26 protein-coding genes are annotated in these 26,287 nt (G+C 44.8%); 19 read left to right on the top strand and 7 right to left on the bottom strand.

The window, feature by feature from the left end:
• Window positions 1-227 precede the first annotated feature (227 nt).
• From MKY23_RS20390 to MKY23_RS20380, 3 genes are all read left to right on the top strand, one after another.
• Window positions 228-1,130, top strand: a complete 903-nt coding sequence (locus tag MKY23_RS20390; RefSeq protein ID WP_253492356.1) for a polysaccharide deacetylase family protein — start codon at window positions 228-230, stop codon at window positions 1,128-1,130.
• Window positions 1,131-1,156: 26 nt separating this feature from the next.
• Window positions 1,157-1,813 carry a YkyA family protein gene (locus tag MKY23_RS20385; protein WP_339831772.1) on the top strand — a complete coding sequence of 219 codons (657 nt, stop codon included), beginning with the start codon at window positions 1,157-1,159 and terminating at the stop codon, window positions 1,811-1,813.
• A gap of 226 nt (window positions 1,814-2,039) precedes the next feature.
• Window positions 2,040-2,933, top strand: coding sequence for a hypothetical protein (locus MKY23_RS20380; protein ID WP_339831769.1), 894 nt, complete (start codon window positions 2,040-2,042; stop codon window positions 2,931-2,933).
• A 161-nt stretch (window positions 2,934-3,094) separates the two neighbouring features.
• On the opposite strand, the gene MKY23_RS20375 is transcribed toward MKY23_RS20380, so the two are convergent.
• Both MKY23_RS20375 and MKY23_RS20370 read right to left on the bottom strand, forming a co-directional pair.
• On the bottom strand, window positions 3,095-4,267 hold the full coding sequence (locus tag MKY23_RS20375; RefSeq protein WP_339831767.1) for a mannitol-1-phosphate 5-dehydrogenase: 1,173 nt from the start codon (window positions 4,265-4,267) through the stop codon (window positions 3,095-3,097).
• Window positions 4,268-4,313: 46 nt separating this feature from the next.
• Window positions 4,314-4,982 carry an HAD family hydrolase gene (locus tag MKY23_RS20370; protein ID WP_154887915.1) on the bottom strand — a complete coding sequence of 223 codons (669 nt, stop codon included), beginning with the start codon at window positions 4,980-4,982 and terminating at the stop codon, window positions 4,314-4,316.
• Between the two features lie 517 nt (window positions 4,983-5,499).
• Here MKY23_RS20370 and MKY23_RS20365 point away from each other — a divergent pair.
• Both MKY23_RS20365 and MKY23_RS20360 read left to right on the top strand, forming a co-directional pair.
• Window positions 5,500-6,447, top strand: coding sequence for an ADP-ribosylglycohydrolase family protein (locus MKY23_RS20365; RefSeq protein ID WP_339831764.1), 948 nt, complete (start codon window positions 5,500-5,502; stop codon window positions 6,445-6,447).
• 66 nt (window positions 6,448-6,513) lie between these two features.
• Window positions 6,514-7,806, top strand: coding sequence for an MFS transporter (locus MKY23_RS20360; protein ID WP_261764461.1), 1,293 nt, complete (start codon window positions 6,514-6,516; stop codon window positions 7,804-7,806).
• Window positions 7,807-7,890: 84 nt separating this feature from the next.
• On the opposite strand, the gene MKY23_RS20355 is transcribed toward MKY23_RS20360, so the two are convergent.
• Window positions 7,891-10,302 (bottom strand): hypothetical protein, encoded by a 2,412-nt coding sequence (locus MKY23_RS20355; RefSeq protein ID WP_339831761.1) that lies wholly within the window; start codon window positions 10,300-10,302, stop codon window positions 7,891-7,893.
• Between the two features lie 464 nt (window positions 10,303-10,766).
• Here MKY23_RS20355 and MKY23_RS20350 point away from each other — a divergent pair, with 464 nt between their 5' ends.
• From MKY23_RS20350 to MKY23_RS20325, 6 genes are all read left to right on the top strand, one after another.
• Window positions 10,767-11,699, top strand: coding sequence for an alpha/beta hydrolase-fold protein (locus MKY23_RS20350; protein WP_090915019.1), 933 nt, complete (start codon window positions 10,767-10,769; stop codon window positions 11,697-11,699).
• 238 nt (window positions 11,700-11,937) lie between these two features.
• Complete coding sequence (locus MKY23_RS20345) at window positions 11,938-12,117, top strand: hypothetical protein (RefSeq protein ID WP_339831758.1); 180 nt, start codon at window positions 11,938-11,940, stop codon at window positions 12,115-12,117.
• A gap of 17 nt (window positions 12,118-12,134) precedes the next feature.
• The gene (locus tag MKY23_RS20340; protein WP_339831756.1) at window positions 12,135-12,689 is read left to right on the top strand and encodes a TetR/AcrR family transcriptional regulator C-terminal domain-containing protein; all 555 of its coding nucleotides are present in this window, start codon (window positions 12,135-12,137) and stop codon (window positions 12,687-12,689) included.
• Between the two features lie 125 nt (window positions 12,690-12,814).
• On the top strand, window positions 12,815-13,459 hold the full coding sequence (locus MKY23_RS20335; protein WP_339831754.1) for a GNAT family N-acetyltransferase: 645 nt from the start codon (window positions 12,815-12,817) through the stop codon (window positions 13,457-13,459).
• 138 nt (window positions 13,460-13,597) lie between these two features.
• The gene (gene sigK / locus MKY23_RS20330; RefSeq protein WP_090915017.1) at window positions 13,598-14,296 is read left to right on the top strand and encodes an RNA polymerase sporulation sigma factor SigK; all 699 of its coding nucleotides are present in this window, start codon (window positions 13,598-13,600) and stop codon (window positions 14,294-14,296) included.
• A 370-nt stretch (window positions 14,297-14,666) separates the two neighbouring features.
• Complete coding sequence (locus MKY23_RS20325; protein ID WP_339831752.1) at window positions 14,667-16,016, top strand: amino acid permease; 1,350 nt, start codon at window positions 14,667-14,669, stop codon at window positions 16,014-16,016.
• A gap of 149 nt (window positions 16,017-16,165) precedes the next feature.
• On the opposite strand, the gene MKY23_RS20320 is transcribed toward MKY23_RS20325, so the two are convergent.
• The 3 genes from MKY23_RS20320 to MKY23_RS20310 all read right to left on the bottom strand — a co-directional run bounded on the left by MKY23_RS20320 (window position 16,166) and on the right by MKY23_RS20310 (window position 18,255).
• Window positions 16,166-17,014: an alpha/beta hydrolase family protein gene (locus MKY23_RS20320; protein WP_339831750.1), complete on the bottom strand. Its 849-nt coding sequence runs from the start codon at window positions 17,012-17,014 to the stop codon at window positions 16,166-16,168.
• Window positions 17,015-17,067: 53 nt separating this feature from the next.
• A complete protein-coding gene (locus MKY23_RS20315; RefSeq protein ID WP_339831748.1) occupies window positions 17,068-17,490 on the bottom strand; it encodes a MarR family transcriptional regulator in 423 nt (140 codons plus the stop codon).
• A 138-nt stretch (window positions 17,491-17,628) separates the two neighbouring features.
• On the bottom strand, window positions 17,629-18,255 hold the full coding sequence (locus MKY23_RS20310) for a DUF421 domain-containing protein (protein WP_339831746.1): 627 nt from the start codon (window positions 18,253-18,255) through the stop codon (window positions 17,629-17,631).
• A 192-nt stretch (window positions 18,256-18,447) separates the two neighbouring features.
• Between MKY23_RS20310 and MKY23_RS20305 the strand changes: the two genes are divergently transcribed.
• From MKY23_RS20305 to MKY23_RS20275, 7 genes are all read left to right on the top strand, one after another.
• Window positions 18,448-19,101, top strand: coding sequence for a ribonuclease H family protein (locus tag MKY23_RS20305; RefSeq protein WP_090915011.1), 654 nt, complete (start codon window positions 18,448-18,450; stop codon window positions 19,099-19,101).
• A gap of 210 nt (window positions 19,102-19,311) precedes the next feature.
• On the top strand, window positions 19,312-20,181 hold the full coding sequence (locus MKY23_RS20300) for an alpha/beta hydrolase (RefSeq protein ID WP_090915009.1): 870 nt from the start codon (window positions 19,312-19,314) through the stop codon (window positions 20,179-20,181).
• A 296-nt stretch (window positions 20,182-20,477) separates the two neighbouring features.
• A complete protein-coding gene (locus MKY23_RS20295) occupies window positions 20,478-21,467 on the top strand; it encodes a serine/threonine-protein kinase (RefSeq protein WP_154887929.1) in 990 nt (329 codons plus the stop codon).
• A 184-nt stretch (window positions 21,468-21,651) separates the two neighbouring features.
• A complete protein-coding gene (locus MKY23_RS20290; RefSeq protein WP_090915005.1) occupies window positions 21,652-22,233 on the top strand; it encodes a hypothetical protein in 582 nt (193 codons plus the stop codon).
• A 44-nt stretch (window positions 22,234-22,277) separates the two neighbouring features.
• Window positions 22,278-23,183: a nucleotidyl transferase AbiEii/AbiGii toxin family protein gene (locus tag MKY23_RS20285; protein ID WP_339831741.1), complete on the top strand. Its 906-nt coding sequence runs from the start codon at window positions 22,278-22,280 to the stop codon at window positions 23,181-23,183.
• Between the two features lie 16 nt (window positions 23,184-23,199).
• On the top strand, window positions 23,200-23,640 hold the full coding sequence (imm48, locus tag MKY23_RS20280) for an Imm48 family immunity protein (protein ID WP_339831739.1): 441 nt from the start codon (window positions 23,200-23,202) through the stop codon (window positions 23,638-23,640).
• 19 nt (window positions 23,641-23,659) lie between these two features.
• The gene (locus MKY23_RS20275; protein WP_339831736.1) at window positions 23,660-24,199 is read left to right on the top strand and encodes an RNA 2'-phosphotransferase; all 540 of its coding nucleotides are present in this window, start codon (window positions 23,660-23,662) and stop codon (window positions 24,197-24,199) included.
• Window positions 24,200-24,348: 149 nt separating this feature from the next.
• On the opposite strand, the gene MKY23_RS20270 is transcribed toward MKY23_RS20275, so the two are convergent.
• On the bottom strand, window positions 24,349-25,206 hold the full coding sequence (locus MKY23_RS20270) for an SDR family oxidoreductase (RefSeq protein ID WP_339831734.1): 858 nt from the start codon (window positions 25,204-25,206) through the stop codon (window positions 24,349-24,351).
• Window positions 25,207-25,770: 564 nt separating this feature from the next.
• Between MKY23_RS20270 and MKY23_RS20265 the strand changes: the two genes are divergently transcribed.
• Window positions 25,771-26,247: a DUF6790 family protein gene (locus tag MKY23_RS20265; protein ID WP_167375605.1), complete on the top strand. Its 477-nt coding sequence runs from the start codon at window positions 25,771-25,773 to the stop codon at window positions 26,245-26,247.
• Window positions 26,248-26,287: the final 40 nt, after the last annotated feature.

Here is a 26,287-nt window from a genome sequence, read left to right as displayed (position 1 = left end):
AGCAGCATCTCGGCCATGAAACACGTTTTACTTTTAACAACGAATAAATTCAGTTGCACATCCGTGGTTAGAGAAACATGGAAAAGAGATAAGTAGATTGTAACCGAGCTTGTAACTATTCTGTCATTCACAGCGACGGTTTTTCTATTAATCTTCTATATAGAGACGTGAATCGATATAATATTCCATTCATCGGGAAAAAAAGACAGTTGGGAAGTGGCTAGGTCGTGAGAGTACAACAAGAAACAACGCGAGACTATGGAAATGCGATTCGCAGTGTCAGTCGAAAACAAACTCATAAAAAAAGGAAAATCCGCTACGGCAGATTGAGCGTGGCGATCATGCTCTTGCTTGTGTTTGTTGCGGGCTTGACATATGTGTTTATCGGTATGACCCATTGGATGAAAACGGTAATGGCACCACCGCCAATTGCTGTTATTGAGCAACCCGCCAAGCTGGGGATGATTCAGGTTACACCGGAGGCGAAAGAGGAGCCGGCGCGATTTATGGGTCAGGTTCGAAAAGTGGTGTACATAACATTTGACGATGGACCAAGTCAATATACAGATCAATTGCTGGATATTTTAAAGCAACATGAAGCGAAAGCGACGTTTTTCATGATTGGACGGCAGTTAAATGAGCATCCGGATGCGGTGAAACGTTTGCTGAAGGAAGGTAGTTATCCTGGGTTACACAGCATGACACATAACTACAAGAAGCTCTATAAGAGCGGAAGTTCGGCGAACTTTGTGAATGAGTTCAAAAAGGAACAGAAAATGGTCGAGAAACTGATCGGATACACGCCGCATCTCATCCGTGCTCCTTACGGTAGCAGTCCGCAGATTGGCGAAGCATTCAGGGGAGACATTGCAGCGGCAGGTTTCAAAATGTGGGACTGGACGACAGATTCTCTGGATTGGAATCTTCCCGGTCAGCCGGATAAAATCGTAGCTCGAGTGAGCAATAGTGTGCACAGGGATAAGGAAGTTATTTTGATGCATGAACGGGAACAGACTGTGCAGGCATTGCCGCGCATTATGAAGCTGCTGGAAGATCGGGGCTACGAATTCGAAGTGTATGATCCGAGCGCGCACTGGGTTGCCAATTTTAGCGGGGATACTCGTCTGTAGACGTTATGGCAAGAGAGGGAGAACACATGTTATTTACGAGCAAAAAAATTACGCTAGCAGCATGCAGTCTATTGCTGATGCTTTTACTTAGCGGGTGTGGAGAGCCGCAGGAGCCTGCGGCCAATCAGGTGAATCGTTTGGTGCAGAGCGGTCAGGAGATCGACAAAAGTCTGAAGGATCTGACACGGTATGAAGCAGAGGATATGGAACTATACAAGAGTATTTTGAGCAATGGAAAGAAAAAGAACAGCAATATCGAAACGCTGCTGGATCAAGCAGAGGCCGATATTCAGCAACGTCGAGCGTTGCTCGAACAGACGGGGAAGGTTATGCAGGACACAGGAGAGAAGATTGAAGCACTACGCGGTTCTCTGAAGGAGCTTACCATTGAGAAGGAAGAGACGCTTGCTCACGCAGGTAAAGTGCTGGATCAATATGAGGCAAGAGCCAAAACCTATGAGCTATTTGTAGTTTCATATGAACATAGCCTGAATGCTGAAGAACAACTGTACGGGCTTATGCGAGCAAGCGCTAAGCCGAATCTTGTTAAAATTAAACGTGCCATCCGCACACGTAATGAAGAATACGCCAAGCTTGCGGAAGTACGTAAACAATTCAACTTGCAGACGCAAGCTTTCAACGCGGCGCATGCGCAATTGGTTAAGCTTGATCAGGCGGGCTAGACTGGAGAGTTTGCCTTTGAATACCGTTTATGCGTGATTGAGCTGTCTGATTCCCGTGTAAGTAAATATTATACGAAGCTATATAAATAGAACAAACAGTCTTTGCACAAAACAGCGATTGCAAGATCCCGCTGCTACCCGGAGTGATCGTGTGAAGCATCGTTGGTTCAATGGATGTAGCAACATGGACAAGCAGCATTGCGTTTAAGCTAACGGAGGTGTTCATATGCGAAAAAGGAATAGGGTAAAGGTCAGCACTACATTAGTGGTTCTACTTATGGGATTCTCACTCGTGGCTTGTGGGAGCAGTGCACCTGCACTTCAACCATCTGTGAACAATACAAAGGAAACGTCACCAGCGCCGGAACAGAAGCCGGAGGAAAGAGATGCCATTGAAGCAGAGGGCATTCTGACGGGTTGGGCTGACCCGCACACGGTTGAGATTCGTGTAAAGGATAAAGCGATGTCTTTCCAGGTGGGGGAGGATATGCAGAAATTACTGGACGATATCGATGATGAGGATTCGGTTCGTTTCCAATATGTAGAAAAAGCAGTGGATGCATCAACCAAACAACTGGTACTCACCGGGATTACCAAAATTGCATCTGAGGATGGCGATAAAACGGGTACTGGGGCAGGAAATATCGTTACATCTGATCGCGCCAAAACGTCAGAACTGGAAGTGACAGTGGAAGGGATCACGGAGAAGCGGCCAGTAACTCTGGCACAGGCCAAAGGGTATTCGTTATATATCTTTGAGCCGATGGCTTTTGATGCAAAAGACCATGAGTTAACGATGAAGATTGATCCTAGGTACAAGGTAGAGATCGAAAAGTTGCCTTCGGACTTTAATCTGGATTATTTGAAGATGGACGCGAAGGAAGAGTTGTCCGAGGTGGGGGAAGTCAAAGAATTAACTCCTGAACAGCTTAGTAATGGGCCGATGAAAGATGCAAGACTGTTTATGATGTCTCAGAATGGGAAGAAAACGCAATATTTCATCGTCAAGGAACTGGACGAGAATGGATTCATTTTCCACATTGATGCGCCGGTTGGTGAACCTTCCGAAGGTTTCCTGCCTATGGTGTATGCATCAGTGAACTCGATTATGAATGAATAAAGCGATAACCGTGGGCAGCGTGTCTCCTGAAAAGAGGGGATACGCTGTTTTGTTGAGCCGGAAGGAACAAGAGCAAGCACACGTTCCTCCCGGCTGTTTGCCTTGTTCATGATGTTGCTGTTGGTCAACGGACATGGTCGATCCACAGGCTGAACTCAAGTTCAGGTAAGTACCTTCGATACCTTATGCTCTTGAAGCTCTTCATAACAGGTGATAATGTGCTGATGAAGGACATGTTTCTCGGGAATGCCCATGCGTTCGCGGATAAAAGGAGAGAGTCCATCTTCATGAATAAAATGTTGCAGCTTCATGGCTTCCTCATCGCGTTTGTCATCAAACAGCATTGCGGCCGCCATCGCAGAGGTTAAGTGGGGAATCTCGATTCCGAATTCACTGGCCTGCATAGCTGGGCGAACAAGCCGATCATGAGGTGAAAGCTTGCGAAGTGGAGAACGTGCAACCCGAGTCACTTGGTCGGTGAGATTGGGGTTAGCGAATCGTCCCAATATAGTATCGATATATTTTTGGTGTGTTTCCGCGTTGAAACCGTGTTTACAGATCAGCATGGCTCCCGTCTCTTCCATGACATGACGCACCTTGGCGCGAAGGGCCGTATTGCTCATGACCTGCCGGATGGTCTTCAAGCCTGCGAGATAACCGAAGTATGCGGCGACACAATGACCCGTGTTGACCGTAAACATTTTGCGCTCAATATAAGGTTCCAGTGAATCAACATAGTGAACGCCTTCGATTTCTTTAAACCCATCCAGCAGTGCCGGGCGGTGAACAACCCATTCATAAAATGGTTCAACCGTGACCTGCAGCGGGTCTTCGTGGTTCTGAGCCGGAACAATCCGGTCCACAGCTGCATTGGGGAATGAAATATAACGTTCGGCTTTGGCCCGGGTGGGCTCATCCAGAAAAGGAAAGATACGCTTTTTCAGCCGGGTGCTACCGCCGATCGCATTTTCACAAGCGATAATGTGCAGAGGATTGTGATTATTAGCTTTCATGCGCAGATAGATGCCTTTTGCAATCGGTTCGGCGATATCCCCGAGGGCAGATACACCTACTGCTGTCGTAATGAGATCAGCGGATGCAATCTCTTCCGCGACACGATGCTGCTCGTTTACGTTAATCGCGGTTACGTTATTCACAATGGTTGTGTCCTGTTCGTTATTGGCAAGGGTGATCGGATACTCTTGCCTCTTCTGAAGCAATGATATTTTCTTTGGGTTACGTGCGACAAAGCAGACGTCATAGTCGGAAGCGGACAACATATGACCAATAAACCCACGGCCTATATTGCCCGCACCAAAATGTACAGCTTTCATGTGTGAACTCCCCCTTTAAGATTGGATGACGAAATTCGTGCAGACCTTAGGCGGTGGTGACGAGTGGCTTCGAGATCAAATCGTTAAATGGCAGGTCGGTCAGGCAGGATAGTCGCTGGTGAGGCATATCGAATGCCAACGTTCCGGTGATGGTATTTGAGATGACAACGCAATGCATACCAGCAGCGGCTGCTGCACGCGCGCCGTTAGGTGAATCCTCAATGGCTACGGCCTCGTCTGCAGTTACTCCAAGGGCTTCGAGTGCTTGATTGTACAGTTCCGGATCAGGCTTTACATTGGCTACATCATCTGCCGTGCGGATCACTTCGAAATAGTCTTTTAATTTCAGTTGCTCCAGGTGTTGCTCTACCCATTCACGTTTGGAACTGGAAGCTACAGCGAGCTTTATACCGGCTTTGCTTGCTTGTTCCAAATATTCCTGTATACCTGGGCGAACCTTTTCTTTGTTCATCAATGCAGCATGCTGCAATTGGACCGATTCCCTGAACGCATCCCGATCAATCGGAAGGTTCAAATCTGTGATGAGGTACTCATACGGATTGAAGGTTTTGAGACTGGTACCAATGCACTTGGAATACATCTCCAGTGTTAGATCAACACCATGTTCTTTGTACGCATCCCGAAATGCGATATACCACGCTGTCTCTGTGTCAATAATCGTTCCGTCGAAGTCAAAAATCAGTGCCTTAATCATCAATTTGTTCCTCCTGTTTTCAGAATTTGTTTTTGGGTTGAAAGATGAAACATTAAATCATGAAAATTTTCTGCAAATTAATTCCCGTACATTCATTAACACGCGGAATGTTAGTTGACGCAAAAAGCGGGAGGTGCATATTAATTTTGGAAAAAATATGTGTTGAATCTAATAAAACCGTACCATAGGACAAAGAATAGGGTCAAGTATGTCATGAATGTTTACATTGAAAATTTTCACATGCGTGACTTACTTTCAGAAAATGAGAAACCTTGCAAACCGTTAAGCCCTTTGCATGTAAGCGGTGTAATGGATGAACGGTTTTTTCAACACGAAAAAATAAAAAAAATTGTTGAAAATGAATCGTATTGGACCATTCAACAGCATTCGACACGTTTATAATAGAAGAAATGAATCGGCAACTTTAGTTTAATTTGCTTTACGCCAGATCAGCGCATGTGGGACAATAAGGCCACGAGTTGCCTGTTGGATAAGTGATGTGAAGGAGGAAGAGAACATGCTGCAAAGAGATCGTTTTGAGGGCAGTTTGATTGGGCTCGCAGTAGGAGATGCGCTAGGAACAACTGTTGAATTCAGTAGTCCAGGTACTTTTGAACCTGTCACAGATATGATAGGCGGCGGAGTGTTTGGATTAAAAGCCGGAGAGTGGACGGACGATACCTCTATGGCTCTGTGTCTGGCGGAAAGTCTGGTACGTCAGGAAAATTTCGATCCCGCTGATCAGATGCGCCGCTATACGAATTGGTATAAGATCGGTTATATGAGCAGTACCGGAGATTGTTTTGATATTGGTGGAGCTACGCGAAGCGCGCTGGAACGATTTGCTCGAACTGGTGAAGCTTACAGTGGATCAACTGACCCCATGACTGCCGGGAATGGCTCCATCATGAGGCTTGCTCCAGTTGCCATGGCTTATGCGCTTCAACCGTCAGAGGCGGTTCGTTACGCAGGGCTGAGTTCGCGGACAACACATGCAGCGACGGAAAGTGTAGAGGCCTGCGAAGTGCTGGCAGCCATTCTTGTGGCGGGATTCCATGGAGCAGACAAGGCCGCAATGTTATCTCCAGAGACGATGAAGCGCTGGCGGACGGAGAAAGGGAGTTCTTTTTCACCTGCCATCGAAGAAGTGGTTATGGGGTCATACGAGCGTAAAGAACCACCCGAAATCCAAGGCAGCGGGTATGTAGTTCGTTCTCTGGAAGCAGCGCTTTGGGCGTTCAACAAGTCATCCAGTTTTTCGGATGGGGTGTTGCTTGCCGTTAATCTGGGAGATGATGCAGATACAACCGGTGCTGTCTATGGACAGATTGCGGGTGCGTATTACGGGAGAAGCGGGATTCCATCCCATTGGCAGGACAAGCTGGCAATGAGAGATACGTTTGCTCAATTAAATGAGGCTTTATGGTTAAAAGCATCGGGCAATGCCGCGCAGAGAAAATCATAGAACATGGGGAGAAAGAGTTTAGCGTAAAACGATAGATATATGAAGGACAGGAGAAGAGAAAACATCATGAGTAATACAGAACATTCATTAGACGATTCAACAGATGAACGGGGTGAATCGGCAGCATCCACGAGTACGTCGCAGACTTCAAAGTCTGGCAAACGAAAACCGTTTCCCTTGTCGCTGTTATGCTTGACGATTGGGGCATTCGCCATTGGCATGACTGAATTTATCATTATGGGTTTGCTACCTAATGTGGCAACGGATCTGAACGTTAGCATTCCACAGGCGGGACAACTAATTACGGGATATGCGCTCGGCGTAGCCGTAGGCGCTCCCATTCTAACCGTTTTCACGCACAAGATTCCGCAGAAAAAACTATTGGTGCTGCTGATGTGCATTTTCATAATAGGTAACGCCTTGTCTGTCATTGCGCCTACGTATGGGCTGCTCATCTCGGCACGTATCCTGACGGCATTTGCTCACGGCACGTTCCTAGGTGTAGGTTCAATCATGGCTACCAAGCTAGTAACACCAGATCGGAGAGCTGGTGCGGTGTCGGTAGTGCTTGCGGGACTGACCATTGCTAATATTATTGGTGTTCCGTTTGGTACATTTATCGGTCAACAGCTTGGCTGGCGTTCCTCTTTTGGGGCGATTACTATTCTGGGCATTGTTTCACTGCTTGGTATTATTCGTTTTATCCCGGTTATTCCGCAAGGTACACCAGCTAACCTGGGACAACAGTTCCGCAATCTGATCCGCCCACAGGTATTGCTAGTGTTGCTTATCGGAGCCATGGGTTGCGGAAGTTTGTTTGCAGTTTTCACCTACATTACGCCGATGCTGGTTGATATTAGCGGCTTTGCAGAGAAGAGTGTAACCTGGATTCTGGTGCTCTTTGGCTTCGGTGTCACACTGGGGAATATGGTTGGTGGTCGTCTGGCGGACTGGAAGCTTATGCCTTCACTGATTGTGAACTTCGGTATTCTTGCTGTACTACTCGCTGCATTAACGCTGACACTGCACAATCCGGTGTTGGCGGTAATCACGATCTTCTTCTGGGGTGTCGCAGCTTTTGGCATTATGCCGGGGCTTCAGCTTCGCATTATGAATATGACGCGTGAAGCTCCGCTGCTGGCGACGACATCCAGCCACTCTGCATTTAATCTGGGGAATGCTGCGGGGGCTTATCTCGGCGGATTTGCCATTACACACACAGGACTGATATCAGTGCCAATCTACGCCGCAGTAATTGCAGCACTTGGCTTGCTTGGATTGTTACTCAGTTTGTTTAAGCAGGATAAGGAATCTTCGCCTGAAGGTGCAGATGGTATTCATCCCGTATCGGTGCATTAAATTACAAATTATAGACTAATGATAATGAAGAAAACCTCAGCCTCTTGTTATAAACAAGAAAACTGAGGTTTTTTCTGCTGTATTTTAATAGATTTCAAGCTCGTTAATTCGAACATAGGTTGGCTGATGTGAAGGCCCTCTGCTAGCAACGACACGTACCTTGGAGGTGTTTACTGCTGCAAAAGTATGTGATCGTGTCGTCTCCTGGTTGCCTGTGACTTGAACCAGGTTTACCCAGTTTGAACCATTCCAGTATTGCAGGTCGTAGTTGGCAAGGACATAACCCTTGGTTGTATATAGATCGATCCGCTGAATGGAACTGGATGCAGGCAGATCAAGAGTGACATATTGCGGTAATGAGGAATTACGATTATTTGCCCAGCTATAACTTTCCCCAAGTGCTGTGTTACGGTCGCCGTCATTGATTCGGGCTGTTGAGTACCCCGGATAGGTGGAGGATGCGGTTATGGTTGCATTTCTCGCCAGGTTCTGCCCGGTTCCCGGATTGGTAGGATTTTTCACCAGCCTTACGAGATTCCAGCGTAGCTCAAAGAGTTTGAAGGATTTATTAAATACAGCACCTTCCCCCTTCACGAGCGCATCAATGGTAAGGGACATGGTGCTTGGCACACTGTTGCTACTTGTCCACTTTCCTGTGGCCTCAATGCCTGCGAACACACTGACCTCTAATATTTTCTTGCCTGCAATTTTCAAACTCACTTCAGCTTTGGCTCCTGCCCAAGCCGTAACTTGTCCTTCAATTTTATGTGTGACGGTAAGATAACGGCTCACATTGCTGTAAGGCTTGATTTGTACAGGGATATAAGCCCGTGTTTTACCTTTTACGCCTAGAGTGACGGTATACCCCTGATCCACTTGGAATTCAAATGTGACATTGCCATCAATACCGATGACAAGGAATACCCCAACGGATACGGAGCCCAAGCTGCCTGCACCGATATTGAAGCCCATAATCGGCACTTTAACTTCTTTTTTGAATTTGGCGTCGCCTTTAATGTAGACGTTCGCTTTCTCACCTGCTGTGAATTTCAGATCGTATTTTCCCCAGAAACCGTATTTTCCCGTTACCTTGGGTGCGATCAATGTAAGTTTGCCGCCCGCTTCAACGTAAACTTTGTTGCCGTTTGCATTTTGTTGATTTACAAGTACTTTTTTGAAATCACAGACAAACTCATTTCCGGATTTTTTACAAGTGGCAAAATCACCTGCTCCAGCGGTGCGAATAAGCTCATTCATATCTATGGCATTTGCATCAGTGATGTCTGCGGAGTTTGCCTGATTCAAATCAACGGAAGCATCTTCACTCTGATGGATCGTAGTTTCGTCACCCTGTTGAATCAAGGTTTCGTTACTGAGACCCATAGGATCGATAGATGTGAAGGCTTCCTCGGCAGGTTTTTCTGGATTTGAGATATTAGCGTCTTGCTGGAGCGTGTTGTCGATGTTGAAATGTTTTATTTCTTGATCCGCATTGATCTGCTCATCGGACACAGACAAAGCGCCAAGCCGTTCATTGCTTTCCAGCACCATGTCCAGATCAGGCATGACGATATTTCGCTCTTCCAAAGAAACTTCCTGCTCAGGAATATCATAGTAATCAAACAGTTCATCTACTCCAGGTGTGGTGTAATCCACCAGTAATCCATCTTTACTTTTGCTGGTGCTAGCAACTTTTATTGCCCTGGCGGAAGACTCATCCAGAAAAATCTGACCAGGGGAAAGCAGGTTTCCAATCTGAGCGGCTTCTCGGGAATTCAGTTCGATTGAACCTTTATCTTCCACCGTTTCGAAGACGGAATTAACGACGGGTAGTTTTTGCACGATGGAAGATGGCATAGGTTGTGTCGGTTTTAATTGATAATCCACCTGCTCAAACTGGCCGGAGGATTTAATCGGATTACTGACCCCCAGGCCGTCTTCCGAAATGGTAAACGTAATGCGGAAATAAGCTTCCGCAATCGGGGCATCCACATTTGTTTTACCTGCCCAGATCCAACGTGCACTTGTCTCTTCCGGCATGCCTTGGATTTGTTTCCATGGATCACTGCCGTAACGTCCAAAATCTGAAGCGCGCGCCCAGGATGTATCATCGAATCTTGGTTGTTCCCAACCCTCAACGTATCGTTCAGATACTTTCCAGTTGAAGTCAGTAACCAGATTTTCATCTTCATAACTGAGATCTGCCAGCAGTCCGGCATACGAACCCCAGTCCTTGGCTTGAACCGCAATAACATTGGTGCCAGGTTGAATGGGGACAGGGAACGTATAGGCTTTGGTCCAGTCATCCCCTTTACCTGCTTGTTTACCGTTAACAAAAAGCGAGAATTCATTGTCGGCTGTTATGTATAGTTTTCCCTCGTTGTTAGAAGCAGAGTAGGCATTGGTAGGCCAAAGACCGACAAGTAAAGGCAGCAATAACGTGAAAACCAAAAATGAGGCCCATGTCTTTTGAATAGATGAGCGAAGTTTGTTCACAATCATTTCCCTCCCAAGAAATAGTTGGTTTGCAGAATAATCAATCATGCCGCCTGACTTGGTGAATTAAATGCCTGTAGACAGGAAAAAACGAGAAAATATTGTAATTTGGTATAGACACCTCCTTGTTTGAGATTATAATAAGGTAAAATATTCAATTTAACAACAGTATTTTACATTTTTATAGTGTAGTTTTGTTAGAAAAGAGAGGAGTGAATTCTTTGCTTGATGTTATGAAAGATTACGTGTAGATACAATATGTCGAATATAGTTGCAAAAATTGGATAAATAAGTTTAAATATACTATATAAGTAATTTTGAGAGAGGATTCAAGTCAAATCTACAAATTTCAACGTATTCTATCCTCAGTACGTGTGACGGAAGGGAGGTGGTGGATTTATTTGTAAGGGCTTTCATGACAGAAGTGTTGCTTGTGATTAACCCAATTGAGAGGAGAAAAGTGAATGAAGAAACGTGTTTCTATCCTTTTAAGTCTTTCTATGGTTGTTGCTATGCTTGCTCCAACGATGGCGTCTGCCACGGAATCTAGCGAAATTTCTGCTCAGAACACTGCATATGAATCCACCAATGCTTCCACCAATGAGATTAACAATACTCTAAATTCTACGCCGGTTGTACCGGCACCAGCAGGGTATGATGGCTATCGGAATAACATTCCACATGGGAATATGAACCTCATTACCTATAATTCTACGACAGTTGGCAATGCACGGAAAGCGATGGTGTACACGCCGCCTGGATATTCACCTAATAAAAAGTATAGCGTGCTGTACCTGCTGCATGGGATTGGCGGGGATGAGCACGAGTGGGCTAACGCGATGAAACCGAAGAACATTCTGGACAACCTGTATTCGGAAGGAAAACTGTCGCAGATGATCGTGGTTATGCCGAATGGCCGTGCGATGAAGGATGACCGCCCGGTAGGTGATATTTACGCACCGGATAAGGTTGCCGCCTTTGAACGGTTCGAGCAAGATCTGCTCAAGGATCTCATTCCGCATATTGAGAGAACTTATCCCGTGTATAAGGATAAAAACAATCGTGCACTTGCTGGCCTGTCCATGGGTGGCGGACAATCTCTCAACTTTGGATTGAAGAATCTGGATACGTTCGCTTATGTAGGTGCCTTCTCGGCAGCACCGAATACGAAGCCTGTGAATCAATTGATCACGAATCCTGGACAGGCGGCCAGCAAACTGAAATTGCTCTGGATTTCCTGTGGAGGAAGTGATGGCCTGCTGTGGGTGAGCCAGAACTTTAAAAATGGTCTCAGCAGTATGAACGTTCCACACATTTGGTATCAGGATGTAGGTGGACATGAACCAAAAGTTTGGAATAGTGGCCTGTATCAGTTCTCGCAACGCATTTTTAAATAGCACACCAGCTTCCATCCAAAAGTAATCATCTGAACGTTCCATCCACACTATTCTCTAAGAAGAGGGTAGCGTTAAGAGGAAGTATTGGGATGAGCATCAGCCTCAGGCTTGTATTATACAGCGCCTGAGGCTTTATGTATTTTTCTCGGTGAAGCAGATTCAAATCAGAAGGGTAAATAGTATAGTATAAGATGAGGCGTACATAGGTATTTTCGTGAAAGTGAGGGACTGGTTGACGATGTTTTATTATAAAGGGGCATTTCGGGAAACCGATAACGTTATCTATTTTAAAAGCGAAGTTCCGCTGGTACAGCATGATGTGATTTTGTTTGGGGAGAGAACATACTTTGTTGAAAGTGTGGAGAAAGAGTTTTTGTTGCTGGAGAGAGTGGGTTCAATTGTTACGGTGAGTGTGTGAAAAGGGGGAGTCATTGCTTGTTTGAAGAGGATATTCGAATTATGAAAAGCAGAGAAGCCATTGTACAAGCTATGGATCAATTACTTAAACAAAAGCCATTTAGGAAGATTACAGTAAATGATATATGCCGGACAGCAGTGGTGGGACGCACGACTTTCTATGCTCATTTTGAGGATAAATATAAGCTGATTTCTTATATACTTCAGCAAGAGGCAAGAAAGCTCGAAGAGATTCTACTAAGCTCGTCGCCAGAAGAGGTCATCCTGGAAGCGTTGCTTGATATACGTGATAACAAAAAGCTGTACGTTCATCTCTTTGTAAAAGAAGTACCTGAAGAACTAAAGCAATTGCTCCAGCATACATTTAATATCTTTTTCACCAATATCCTTCAAGTTTGTAAGGAGGAAGGGGTGAAGATGGCCAGCGATAATATGCCATCTTTAGTGGCATATTATTCATCTGGCGTTGTTGGCATGTTGATATGGTGGTTTGAAACGAATTTTGAGATGCCAGCTGAGGAAGTGGTCTCCTGTCTCTCCAATCTGCTGGGATTTTTATGGGAAGTTCGTTAACGAACATTATGAATCAAAGTGTTCGTTAACGGATATTTTGATTATAACTGTGTATTACCAGTCCTCCTGAAGCAGGCTAGAATTGTGACAAATACTAATAGCGTACAGCTCAGGAGGTAGTAATTATGATGAAGTATAGAAAACCCAGATTAGATGAATTAGAGGTTGTAGCGAGACTCAATGCGGAGTCGTTTGCGGATTATCCCTTGTGTGATGAAATACGGAGCGGGTTTAAAGATCGTTCCAGCTTCATCTATTTTTTAACCGAAGTTTTTCAGGTGTATATTGGGGCCTACTATAACAAGAGTGTCATTTTTGTAGGGGAAGAGAACAACCAAATCAAAAGTTTTGCGATAGTAGACCGCCCGGATGGGAAGCAAATTGGGTTATGGGACTACTTTCGTGCAGGAGCACTTCGGTTGTTCCGTACGGTCAGTATCATCAAAGTGTTTAAATTTCTAAACATTCTTAATGAGGGGCACAAGCCTAGTAAAGACTCAAAAAAAGGAGCCTGGTTCCTGGAATCGCTGGCGGTAGACTATTCCTGTCAAGGACAGCGGCTGGGAAGCCGAATGCTCACCGATTGCATTATCCCGTATATCAAGAAAGAAAGCCAAGTGGGGGGATTAGCATCATTCGTAACATTCACGAATAGCGAAAGCAATCGAAATTTTTACACCAAGAACGGATTCACGGAGTTTGATTACACAACTATCGAGAGTAAAGGAAAAACCATCGGGAACTGGAGTTTTAAGATGTCTGTTGCTTAGCACTCTAGATGTTTCGCTTATTTTCTATCAGATTTATTGGTACGTGCACTTCTAGGCCTCTGCCCACATACAATAGATCGACCCTGTTCCCTTATGTGCTCAGGCCAGATCGTTGTAAAACTGCAGGAGGTGTCATCTGTGCCCGGATTGTTTACCGCAATAGCTCTGTTCATCAAAGAATTAACGTTACTCGTTTCATATGTCAAAAACAATGCGTTTCCTCAGCCGCTTGCTGAGGATGACGAAGCCAAACACCTGCGCCTCATGGCTGAAGGCAATGCCCACTCGCGCAATCTGCTCATTGAACACAATCTGCGTCTTGTGGCGCATATCGTCAAGAAGTTTGACAATACCGGAGAAGATCAGGAAGACCTGATTTCCATTGGAACGATTGGATTGATCAAAGCAATCGAAAGCTTTCAGCAAGGCAAAGGCACAAAGCTGGCGACATTTGCAGCGCGATGTATTGAAAACGAAATTTTAATGCATCTCAGATCCCTGAAAAAAACACGCAAAGACGTATCCCTACATGATCCCATCGGTACGGATAAAGAAGGAAATGAAATTACACTTATTGATATCCTCGGCACCGAAGCTGATGATGTGGTAGATCGTGTGCAACTCAAAATTGAGAAAAGCAAAATTTATCGCAATCTCGACATTTTGGATGATCGGGAGAAAGAAGTGGTCATTGGACGTTTTGGTCTGGAGGCTGGTGGAGAAGAGCGTACCCAGAGAGAGATTGCCAAGGAACTCGGTATTTCACGCAGTTATGTTTCGCGGATTGAGAAGCGGGCGTTGATGAAGCTTTACCATGAGTTCTATAAGCAAAAATAGATGTGAACTAAACATGTATGTATTTATGTTTCAGGAGGGCGGCCTTTCGTTGTGAGGGGCGGCCCTTTTATGGTTGCTTTTTGTTACATTCTATTATCGCGAGATGTATTGAAAATGAAATTTTGATGCATCTACGTGCTCTAACGTATATTTCTACATAGTGAACTATATACGGATAAAGAAGGAAATGAGATTACATGAATTGATATTTCATATTCAATTACAATGAAACCCCGTGGAGGGAGGATCTTTTTCCCATATCAAATAATGAAAAGTAATGATAGGTATTCAGCGAAGATTATTATATATTAGATGGTATATTATTTTTTCATCACAGAGAGCATGAGCAGAAAGAGAGTGGTGGTGTACCATGCAGGAAGAAACGTTGACAAGAGGACTCAAGAACAGGCATGTGCAGTTGATGGCGATTGGAGGGGCGATCGGAACAGGATTGTTTCTCGGAGCGGGCAAAACGATTCAACTCACCGGCCCATCGATCCTATTCGCATATATCATTACAGGTATCATATTATTCCTTATTATGAGAGCGCTTGGAGAGTTATTGCTGAGCAATCTGCAGTATCACTCCTTTGTGGATTTCGTGCGTGATTACCTGGGAAATATGGCGGCGTTTATTACGGGCTGGACCTATTGGTTCTGCTGGATATCTATCGCGATGGCGGATATTACCGCTGTTGGTTTATACACGCAGTTTTGGTTTCCGAACGTACCTCAATGGATGCCGGGACTGATTGCCTTGGTCATTTTGCTGGGCATGAATTTGGCTACGGTCAAGCTGTTTGGAGAGATGGAGTTTTGGTTTGCCTTGATTAAAGTTATCGCTATTCTGGCACTGATCGTGGTCGGTTTGTATATGATCTTTACAGGTTTTACAACAGATCAGGGTGCTGCAAGCTTCACGAACCTCTGGAGCCACGGGGGCTGGTTTCCGAATGGGATGCATGGTTTCATCATATCATTTCAGATGGTCGTGTTTGCGTTTGTAGGCATGGAACTGGTGGGGCTGACCGCAGGGGAAACGGAAAATCCGGAGAAAGTCATTCCGAGAGCCATTAACCAGATTCCTATTCGAGTGTTGCTTTTCTACGTGGGAGCCTTGCTGATTATTATGAGTATCTATCCGTGGAGTGCGATTGTGCCAACCGAAAGTCCGTTTGTACAGGTATTTGCGGCGGTAGGGATTGCGGCGGCAGCCGGAGTGGTTAATTTTGTAGTGCTGACGTCTGCCGCATCGGCATGTAATAGCGCTATTTTCAGTACAAGCCGTATGGTATATTCTATGGCCAAAGACCAAAATGCCCCTGATTCATTTGCACGTGTAAACAAAAGAAAGGTTCCAGCCAATGCTCTTTTTTTCTCCACCGTTGTGATCTTTATTGCGATTGTGCTGAACTACATCATGCCCGAAGGGGTTTTCACACTGATTACCAGTGTGTCAACGGTGTGTTTTATATTTGTCTGGGGAATCATGGTGATTTGCCATCTGCGATATAAGCGTACTCAACACGAACTGGCACGTCAAAGTCGGTTCAGACTGCCGCTATATCCATTTTCCAATGTGTTAATTCTGGCGTTCTTGGCTTTTGTGATCGTTGTGTTGGCGCTCGCAGAGGATACAAGGGTGGCGTTGTTTGTAACACCCGTATGGTTCCTGATCGTTTCAGTTATTTATATGATCAAGAAAAGAGCGAAGCAGTAAGGGGGAATGTTCATTCTAATTGAAGCAGAACACCCGTTGGGGAGTAAGGAACTAAGTAAATAAGTATTAAGAAGTAAGGGAATAAGGAAAGAGAATAGAGAAAAGAGAGAATAGAGAAGAGCAATCTCCAAGGAGGTTGCTCTTTTCTTTCAGCCCGTTTTTTTACCCGAATAATTGGAATCAAGCCACTCCAGAATCACATCTACAGCTTCCTTATATCGCTGACCCACAAGTAGACCTGTATGTGTTGTATCCCAAAGCCCGGCATAACTGGCTCCTAGTTGCTTCGCGGTTAATCGGCCTCTTTGTTCCTCGTCCTCAGACAACACAGCTTTGATCACCAGACCGGGACAAGTAATGAGATCCCCATCAACGGATATCCCTTTTGCCCCGCAGAGGGCGGAGAAGGTTCGAAATGCTTTTGCCGATTCCATTTGCAGATAGTGTCGTTGAAAAGCGACATCCTCTGCGGTTTCATCGATCGTTTCGTTCTCCTCGCGCAGAGGTGCTGGCATAATTATTCCTGGTTCTATTCGATCCGCCAGGGGGTAAGGGAGAGCATCATGGACTTCTCTGCTGATACTGGTGTCAATGATTATTAAACCTGCCAAGTCAGCGGTTTCCGCAACCTTTTGGCTAAGTATGCCGCCCATGCTGAAGCCCACCAATATAGGAGGTTCATCAAGCAGAGATAATACCTCACGAATGTCCTCCAAATAATCCTCCACCGTAATTCGAGTCATGTCCATCACCCGGCTTCTATAATGGCTTCTGAGATTCATTGCATAACAAGTCCATCCATGCTCTACAAAGTGGGGGATATACTTACTCCACATCCAGCTACCTGTGTATGCCCCGTGAACCAACAAAAGCGGAGGACGTGTGCTCATCGTTGTTGCGTCCGATCTTGGATTTCCCCAATAAACTTCAACGTGAAGTTCACGTTTACCCATTCGCTTTACCTCATGTTCAGGTAAAAATTGTGTGTAATCAATCATAATAAATGCTCCTTTACAATTAGTTTTATATCAAACTATTAATTCAAAAAAAATTAAAAGTTATCATGTATTTTGATCAAAATGCGAAGCAGTTCATTTTTCTCATCATCTGTAACGTCCGTATAGAAGGTATCCAGCAATCGCTGTGAAATATTCTCAAAGATCGGTTGTAATGCTTCGCCCTTGGCAGTTAACGCCACATGAACAATACGGGAATCGCCTGTATCTCGTTCTTTGGCAACGTATCCGGTTCTCACCAATTTGTCCACAAGTGCGGTTACTGTCGATTTATCTTTGCGAATTTTCTTGGCAATCTCCGCCATGGTCATGCGCCGATGGTTGTAAAGTGCGTAGATGATATCTCCATGAGAGGTAGCCAGATCGTGAATGCCCTGTGCTGTCATTTCGGTCAAAATAAAACGACTTGTTTTCTCTTTAATTTTGGATATAAGTGAAACAGCATCTCTTGTTTTCATACTTGTAATATAATTGGATATCAAACTAATGTCAAGTGACTCATTGATATGGAAAAAACCACCCTGATTTGAGTAATAGAAAAACGGGTTACCAAGGTGGACGATGAAAAGCGCTAATGTTTATAGTAAAAAGTGTATCTATTGGAGTTTGGGACTAACAGGGTGAGTGTGATCTCCGTTGATGACCTCTTCGAAAATGTCTGTTGAATTCGGACTCGTCTCTGTGGGCCTTTGTTTACTGAAATTGTGTTGTAGATCCGTATCAGGTTTAGTTGTAATGGTGTAATTACGCAAAATCTCTTCCAGATCGCCAACGGTCACTGGTCGAGCGTGTCGTTTCAGGACATACCCGAGTTGCCCGTTGGGTTCGACCGTTGCTGTCTGCAAATCATCTATACTTTTTATTCCTGCCTGTCTTAAATGCATCTCTAGCTGATCCATCGTATAACGCATTCGTTTCAGATTCGGAATGATGACTGTACCATCTTCGACAACGACCTTGGAGCGTCCGCTCATTATACGTTCAAAAAAGTTAAATTTCATTTGTAGTTGCTCTACGATGAGCAATGTTGCAATAAACACGGCTGCGGAGCCAATTGCTTTCCCCAGTTCGTGGTTGGCAATCGGCTGCACAATCGTGGTCCCGATGGAGATCATAATAACGGTTGTCGCAACACTCATCTGTGAGATCGATTTGCGACCTGCGATTCGCAGCAGGATCATGCCAATGAGAACAAGTAAGACGGATTTCCAGATCCAATCCATGCACAGCATCCTTTCTCTTCCGGTGTGTGTACTCTGCTTATTAGAATGTTCTGGAATGAGAGGGAGTATACTTAATTCATCCGTTCTGGTTATACCTCTGTTCTGGCGCTGAGGCGAATAACGAACTTTCATTTTAACCACCTCTTCGTTTACAATAGGGTATTGATGCAGTAAACAAAGGAGCGGTTACGCATGGCGAAACAGAAATATTACGTGGTATGGGAAGGGAAGCAACCCGGCGTATATGATACTTGGGCGGCGTGCAAAGCACAGACAGATCAATATGCCGGAGCCAAATATAAATCATATGAGTCCAAGGCAGCCGCCGAAGCAGCGTATCGTGCCGGCTGGAAAGGGAACTGGGGTTCAAGTGCAGGTGGCGCTTCCAAGTCGAAGTCTGGCAGCAGCGGCAGAAGTGCCGGGATGGAGACATCCGAGGAAGTGGACTATGATAGCATCTCTGTTGACGTAGGCACACGAGGTAACCCAGGGCCAGTAGAATATAAAGGTGTGGATACCCGCACAGGTGAGGTGCTTTTTTCCGTCGGCCCGATCTCGAAAGGCACCAACAATTTGGGAGAATTTCTGGCGATTGTGCATGCGCTGGCTTATCTCAAAAAAGAAGGTAGTAATAAAACGGTCTACACCGATTCGGTGAATGCGATGAAATGGCTGAAACAAAAAAAAGTTGCGACAACACTCCCACGTGACAACTCAACGGAAGAAATCTGGTTGATGATTGACCGGGCAGAGCAGTGGCTTCGCACGAATACGTACACGAATAAAGTGCTCAAATGGCAGACGAAACAGTGGGGCGAGATCAAGGCGGATTATGGCCGAAAGTGACACTTCTACTCGAGTTAAAAAAAGATAAGCATGTCTATTAGAAACGATATTTACAATTTCCAATTTCCATTCTATAATCATCAGCATATGATAAGTCGCACATATGGAGGAGCCTGTCATTTTAACAGGCCCTCTTTATCTTTTTGGGCCGGGATTCCGGCTATTGATCACTGGAACAGGTGAGATGAGTACACATTGCAGGAGGCAGACATGAGTTCCATTTATAGAAGTGAAGAAGGCAAGAGCAGTATTCTGGAAGAATACGAAATTTATTTGAGTGAGCTGGGTGAAGGATTTACAAGAGAGTATGTGGAGACACGTTTTGGGAAAACACATGTGTTGCTGACTGGGCCGGAAGATGGCAAGCCGTTATTTATTCTTCAGGGTGGCAATTGTGTGAATCCAATGACTCTCTCCTGGTTCTCTTCCTTATTTCAATCCTATCGGATTATTGCGCCGGATACGATCGGCCATCCCGGGTATAGCGAGGAAACGAGCATTTCGGCTCGTTTTGACAGCTTGGCGATGTGGGTATCCGATCTGCTGGATCATTACAATATTGAACAAAGTGCGTTCATTGGTCCTTCATTTGGCGGCGGCATCATTCTGAGATTGGCTACTTATATTCCGGAGCGTATTGCATGCTCGGTGCTGGTAGCTCCCGCGGGTCTTGCGGTCAACTCTAGAATGAAAACCGCTCATGATATTACACTTCCACTCGTTAAGTATCGTATGACTTCTTCGCCAGCTTCTTTGCAAAAGATTACGGATAACCTGTCATGCCATTGTATGAAGGAAGCAGATAAAAACTTGATCGGCAAAATATTCAAATATGTCAGTCTGGAGCAGGATTTGCCCAAACTCGCAGAGAGAGAAGAACTTGAAAATTATACCTCGCCTACATTACTTCTGGTCGGTGAGAAGGATGTCTTTTTCCCAGGAGATAAGTGTATCGACCGTGCTCAGAAAATTATTCCGAATGTACAGGCGATCAAATATGATACAGGCCACTTCCCTTCTCAGGATGTACTAAGAGAGATGAATGAGGAGATTCAGCAATTTTTAAATAAGCATTATTAGAGGCGATTAGCATAGGAACATGGGGCAGTTCGCATTTTTACGAACAGATTAACGAAACTGCCCCTTTTGTCGATACTATGTATAGAAGAGTGCTTGCATCTTCGATATAGAAAACGGAAGCTTGAACGAAAATGCACTTTCCGCGAGAAAAATGTTTCAAACGGTGGTGTATGGTTTATAAAGATGGTTAGCGATGATTCGACTGTCTGGTTGGATTTATTTCCGATGAGTTCAAGGATCAAATTCGCCGTTATGCGGCAAGTCTTCCGATCGACAAGCTTGAAAAGAGGTTTGGGATGAGAAAAAATAACTGGAATATGGCTTTGCAACGCAATGTCATTTTGAATGATACATATCAGGTAAGACAGGTATTGACTAGTAGTGAATTAGCGATTGTGTATGTTGGGCGGAATCGGCATACAGGTGCCAAAGTCGCTATAAAGGAATTTTTCCCCCATCGGATTGCTGCACGTCAGTCAGACAAGCGCAGTGTATTTTGTGCATCCCGAGGATACGGCGGACAATTCCATGAACTGTTATCTGTATTTCTTCAGGAGGGTGAGTTGTTGTCATCTCTTAATCATCCTCACATCATTACATATGTGGATCATTTTGAGGCCAATGATACGGGATATCTGGTCACAGAATATTGCGCCGGCATGATCTTGACCGATTATTTACAGGAGCGTAACCATGCGCTGCAACCCGAGTTTATTACCGATACGCTATTGCCACTCGTGGATACGCTGGATTACATTCATAAACAAGGCATTCTCCACCGGGATGTCAAACCTTCCAATGTCATGGTGATGGAGGATGGCACGCCCAAATTGCTGGACTTTGGTGCGGCTGTGCGCTGGCCGATGCAGACCGGAGCAAAACAGGCGATTTTTACCTCTAAAGGGTATTCGCCGCTTGAATTTTATTCCGAGAAAGCGGTTCAGGGACCCATGTCAGATATCTATAGTTTGTCTGCCTTGCTTCATTACTGGACTTGTGGTCAGCCGCCTATGGATGTGAAGCAACGTTTGTTCCAAGATGAATTGCCTTCCGTCCGCAAGCACAATGAATATGTCAATCCGTGGCTTGCCCGGGTCATTCATTGGGGACTTATGGTGCGTTCGGAGAAGCGTTGTACCTCTCTGTTTTGGGTGAGAAGATCGCTTCGCATTCAGGCCTTGGTGTGGAAGGTTCGCAAACCAGGTATGGTGGAGTGGATGCATGAGGAAAATGAGCATACTCAAGTCTATGAGCCGGAGCCGAAGAACCAACATGAGACGGCCTGACCGTGGTGAGTTTCAATGAAAGTAGAGTATGACTTTGTTGCGTATGTAGCTGTGGTGTTTAAAGGAGACCAAATCGACTCTATCTGCAGAGAAGATTTGGTTTTTTTACTATTTTGGGTTTTACTATAATAAAGGTAGAGTTAATCTAGTATAAGCACGTTGGAGGAAAGAAGGTTGTGAACGAATGGAGTTTGAATTTCATGTTACCCTAAGTGACCTGAGCCAGCAAGAAAAGCAAACTTTTATCCGTATCTGTGAAGAAGAGAATGTAAAACCGGTCCTGATCGAACTCGATCAGGGAGAGCACATCCATCAACCCATGATTACGGGCATTGTCCATAGCGAGGATTTTCAGGATGTACAGCGTATCATTGAAGAGATTTCAATAACATTTAGGAATAACGGGTTCACTGTGGTACGTACAAAAGTAGAGATACCGGCTAAGGAGGAACGGTTTTTCAAGCAACCGATAGTGCCTCATTCCAGACCTTATTTTGAGTGGCATGGTAAGGTTCAAGTCGAAGATGTGAATAGGCTGAAGCATATATGTGCGGGGACAGAGGGGCATATCTCCCGTAATTCGCTCCATAAGAATGGCAGTATAAGGTTTGTAACTGTGCGTGAGTATGAGCATGCAGATCATTTTTATCGTAGCGTCGAGGAAATTCATAACATTTTGCAAAGCAATCAAATTGAACTAATCAAGCAACAATATGAGCTGTGTATATATGATACTCGGGAAGAGTTGGATCGGGGCTGGATCTGATTGAACCAGCTTGATGTGTTTAAGATAAGATTGGAGGAACAGTTGTGACGAGAAACGGGAATGAAATACCCATACATCGCTTCAATGAAGACGAGAGATTAATTATTGTTTTGGAAGCGTTATTGAAACGGGTTACGCTAGTCCATTCATCCTTTATTTTGAAAGGTAGCCTGTTAACGAGACAGTACTTGGAGAATCCAAGTCTGCGCTATGCTGAGGATATCGACTTTTTGTATAAAGGTACGATTGAACATGCGGATCAGGCCAAGCAGATTTTTACGGATTGGATGATTCAGGTGACCGAACTTGATCTGAATGATGGAGTCCATTTCCGCAGCTTTCGGGAGAATGCATTCTGGCGTGAAATTGATTACGCAATGGATGATGACTTTCCAACGGTGAATACCGATATCGCCTATGCGATCCAGAGTGAGTCCAGTGAAGGGAATCGGTACGAAGATGAGCTTTTTCTTGATATTTCATTTAATCTGAAGCTGGATGCAGAGCCTGTGGAGTTAAACTACCAACCGTTAAGAGGTGAGCCTTTTGTAGTTCCCTACACGGTTCCATTGTCCACTCAAGTCGCTTGGAAGTTGCATCAGACGATTGTGAGACCGAGGTTCAAGGATCTATATGATCTGCAGTATCTCGTATCTCACCCGTCCTATGACAAGCAGGCTGCAGAAGATACGCTGCAGACACTCGTCAATGAATGTAGCATGACGACTAGTATTACGAGTGAAGATATGAAGAAAATATTAGTCGAAGATTTGCATCCACTGTATCAAGGTTTGGAAAACGATTATCTATTGAAGCAGCTTGCAGGGGATCGGGTACCTGAAGTTTATTTCATGGAAGTTGCTACTCGCTTGCGAAAAGCGCTGAATCGAGCGGGTATCCATCAAGAGGCTTTCAAACATCTACCGTCCCCGATATGGAATAAAGGATAGAACGGAGAATATGGATATGAATGATTTTATGAACAAGGATGATAAGAATGATGTTATTTTGGGCGCAGCAGCCCATGAACTGGAGCAGATGGTAGAACAGGTCTGCGAACTGATTGGCACACCACTCGCAGAAACGACAGAACTGCAACGTCAAGTGCTCGCCGCTTTTGGTTTTGGTGCGGTGTACAGCATTACTCATCGTGATCGGCTGGCCGAACCCCAGGCTCATGCGCTGAGCATTCGGATGTTGATCAAACCGTTTAATTACAGTGAACAACAGGCAGTTGATTTTGCTGACGATCTGATTCGTGTTGCATCCAAGGAAGAGGTTCATCCAGTGATGAATACGATTATTCATCGCGGTATTAATGGACATATCCAGTTTGCGCAGGAGGATCACGAAGCTCTTGCTCGTAACATTCAGGAGATTATGGCGGCAGTTCAGCAACAAGGATAGATGTGGGAAGGTGAGAGACATGGACTACATGAAACTGAGCAAAGAGCTTTCCTATGCATTGAGACATGCGCCATGGGAATACGAGCTTGAGCTGGATGAAGAGGGATGGGTAGAGATTTCACAACTGCTCGTCGCTTTGCACGAAAGCCCATGGTGGCGTAATGTAACAGAAGATGACCTGAAACATATGATTGCAGTCTCCAATAAAAAGCGGCACGAGATCAATGCCGGCCGAATTCGTGCACTTTATGGCCATTCCACTCCGCAAAAAATATCCAAAATAGCTACACAGCCTCCCGAATTGTTGTATCACGGTACACCCGTACGTGCTGTGTCCTCCATCATGGAGCACGGTTTGCAGCCACGGCAACGGCAGTATGTGCATCTATCGGCTGATATGGATACGGCACGTCAAGTTGGACAAAGGCGAGATGATCAGCCCGTTATTCTACGCGTTAAGGCAGGGCAGGCCGCACGTGAGGGTGTTCTTTTTTACCATGGCAACGAGAGTATTTGGCTGGCTGATATGATTCCATCGCGTTATATTGAGCAAGGTTAATCGATTAGTTAGGTTAAAGAATGTGTAAGTTTTGTTCGAAGAGCTCCATAATAATGTATACGAAAAGGGCTGTTCCCCGTCATCATGTGACGTATGGAACAACCCTTTTTCTATATCCTGTATGTTACCGTGAGGGCAACATGACGAATTTAATTACCCAAAATAGCTTTAAAACCTTCACTTAGCGGTTGAGCTGAACGCCCAAGCAACGATTCCAGTGCATCGCTCTCTACAGCCAGTGCGCCTTGGCGAATCGCGCTTTGCATTTCAACCAGCATGGATACAACAAAATCAGGCAAACCTGCACCTTTCATGATGTCCGCATAAGCCGCATCGTCGACATTTTGTACGTTGATTTCCTGCCCCAACACTTCACCAGCAATGGCAGCAAGCTCAGCTTGTGTGCGCAGTTTACCAGACAATTCATAGACCTTGTTCTCATGTCCTTCGCCTGCAAGTACAGTAGCAGCAGCTTCAGCATAATCACGTCGAGTAGCCCAGCCGACCTGGCTGTCATTCGTGGCATGTACCCAAGGAGCACCATGTGTTACGGCTTGTACACTGCCAGCTTCATTTTCAAGGTACCAATTGTTACGCAGGAACGTATAAGGGATGCCAGACTCACGAATCGTTTGTTCTGTCTTGCGGTGTACCTCAGCAAGAGAGAGCGGGTTATGCTCGGCGTTGACCACACTTGTATAAGCGATATAACCGACACCTGCTTTTTTGGCAGCTTGAACAGCAGTCTGGTGCTGACGGATACGTGTCTCGTTATCACCGTCTGTGGAGATCAGTAGCAGGCGGTCTACACCGGCAAAAGCTTTCTCCAATGTTTCCGGTTGATCGAAATCCCCATGACGAACGTCTACACCCTGCGAGCGCAATGCTTCTGCTTTTTCTGGTGAACGAACACTAACAGCCAAGTCTGTTGCAGCTTTTGTCTTCAACAACGCGTCAACAACCAGTGAACCAAGTTTACCCGTAGCGCCTGTAACTAACAATTTCATTTTGTTTCCTCCTAAAATGTGGTTTGCAACATTTGCATCGTTAGCAGCTTCATTGTCATTGTTGAACAATCGTGTATGTACAGCGTACCTCTAGAGTATTAAAGCAATACCACTTCCGAGGAGTAGCTGTGGATGTATGAAACAAAGTGTTTATCTATGTAACTATAATAGTTACATAATAAAATGTTGTCAAATTTTAATATCTATAAAGACGACTAAAGTAGTCTGAATATATGGGTAAAAGGAATCAACCAATGGTTATTAAATTTTTTCGACTATGGAATAAATGAGAGGTGGTTCTTTTGGAGTGTTAAAAAAGAAACATATATTGGTTGAATATATGTAAAAATGGTATATAAGACCCAAAAATTTCAAGTTATATAGAACTAAGTACGATAGATTCATTGCGTATAAGAGAAGAAAAATGGTAAAACCTTCGACAAAATAGAAAATTATGTACGAATTGACAAATGTAAAAGCGATTATATAATGTGGGTATCTACAAATTAATCCATTTAGTTACAAATGATTCCAAAATAACGAATTGGCAGGAGTGAAACAGCGATGTGGTTTTTGGTTCTATGGTTATTTGGGCTTATTTCAGGAACGATTCATCTTTGGATGCTCGGTTTCCCTGGCGAAATGAGCGAGATTAGCAGAGTGTTATTGCTTCATCAGTTTGTGGTTACATTTGGACTTGTAGGTGTTATTGGTTACGTGGTTAACATTGCTAGAGCAGAACAGACAGCCAAAATGCTAGGTTGGCCAGGAGGACCGTTTCAGGTCAAATATGGATTCTCGCAAGTCGGACTTGGCGTTATGGGTATTATGGCGATCTGGTTTCAAGGGAACTTCTGGGTGGGTGTATTGGTTACGATGTACATATATGGTTTGAGTGGTCTGTGGTCACATACTTATGTCATGATCAAGAATCGTAAGGCAGATGGGGACAGTATCGGCAATTTGATAATGGATGTTGTCTATCAAACGTTTATCACCGTTCTTTCCATATGGGCTGGCGGCATCTGGGTAATGAGCTAGACAGAGACTGGATTTATGACAACACAGCTTGAATCTCAAT

Origin of the sequence: Paenibacillus sp. FSL R7-0272 (genome assembly GCF_037969905.1) — a bacterium.
GTDB classification, from domain to species: Bacteria; Bacillota; Bacilli; order Paenibacillales; family Paenibacillaceae; genus Paenibacillus; species Paenibacillus polysaccharolyticus.
This window is presented reverse-complemented; position numbering and strand designations above follow the sequence as displayed.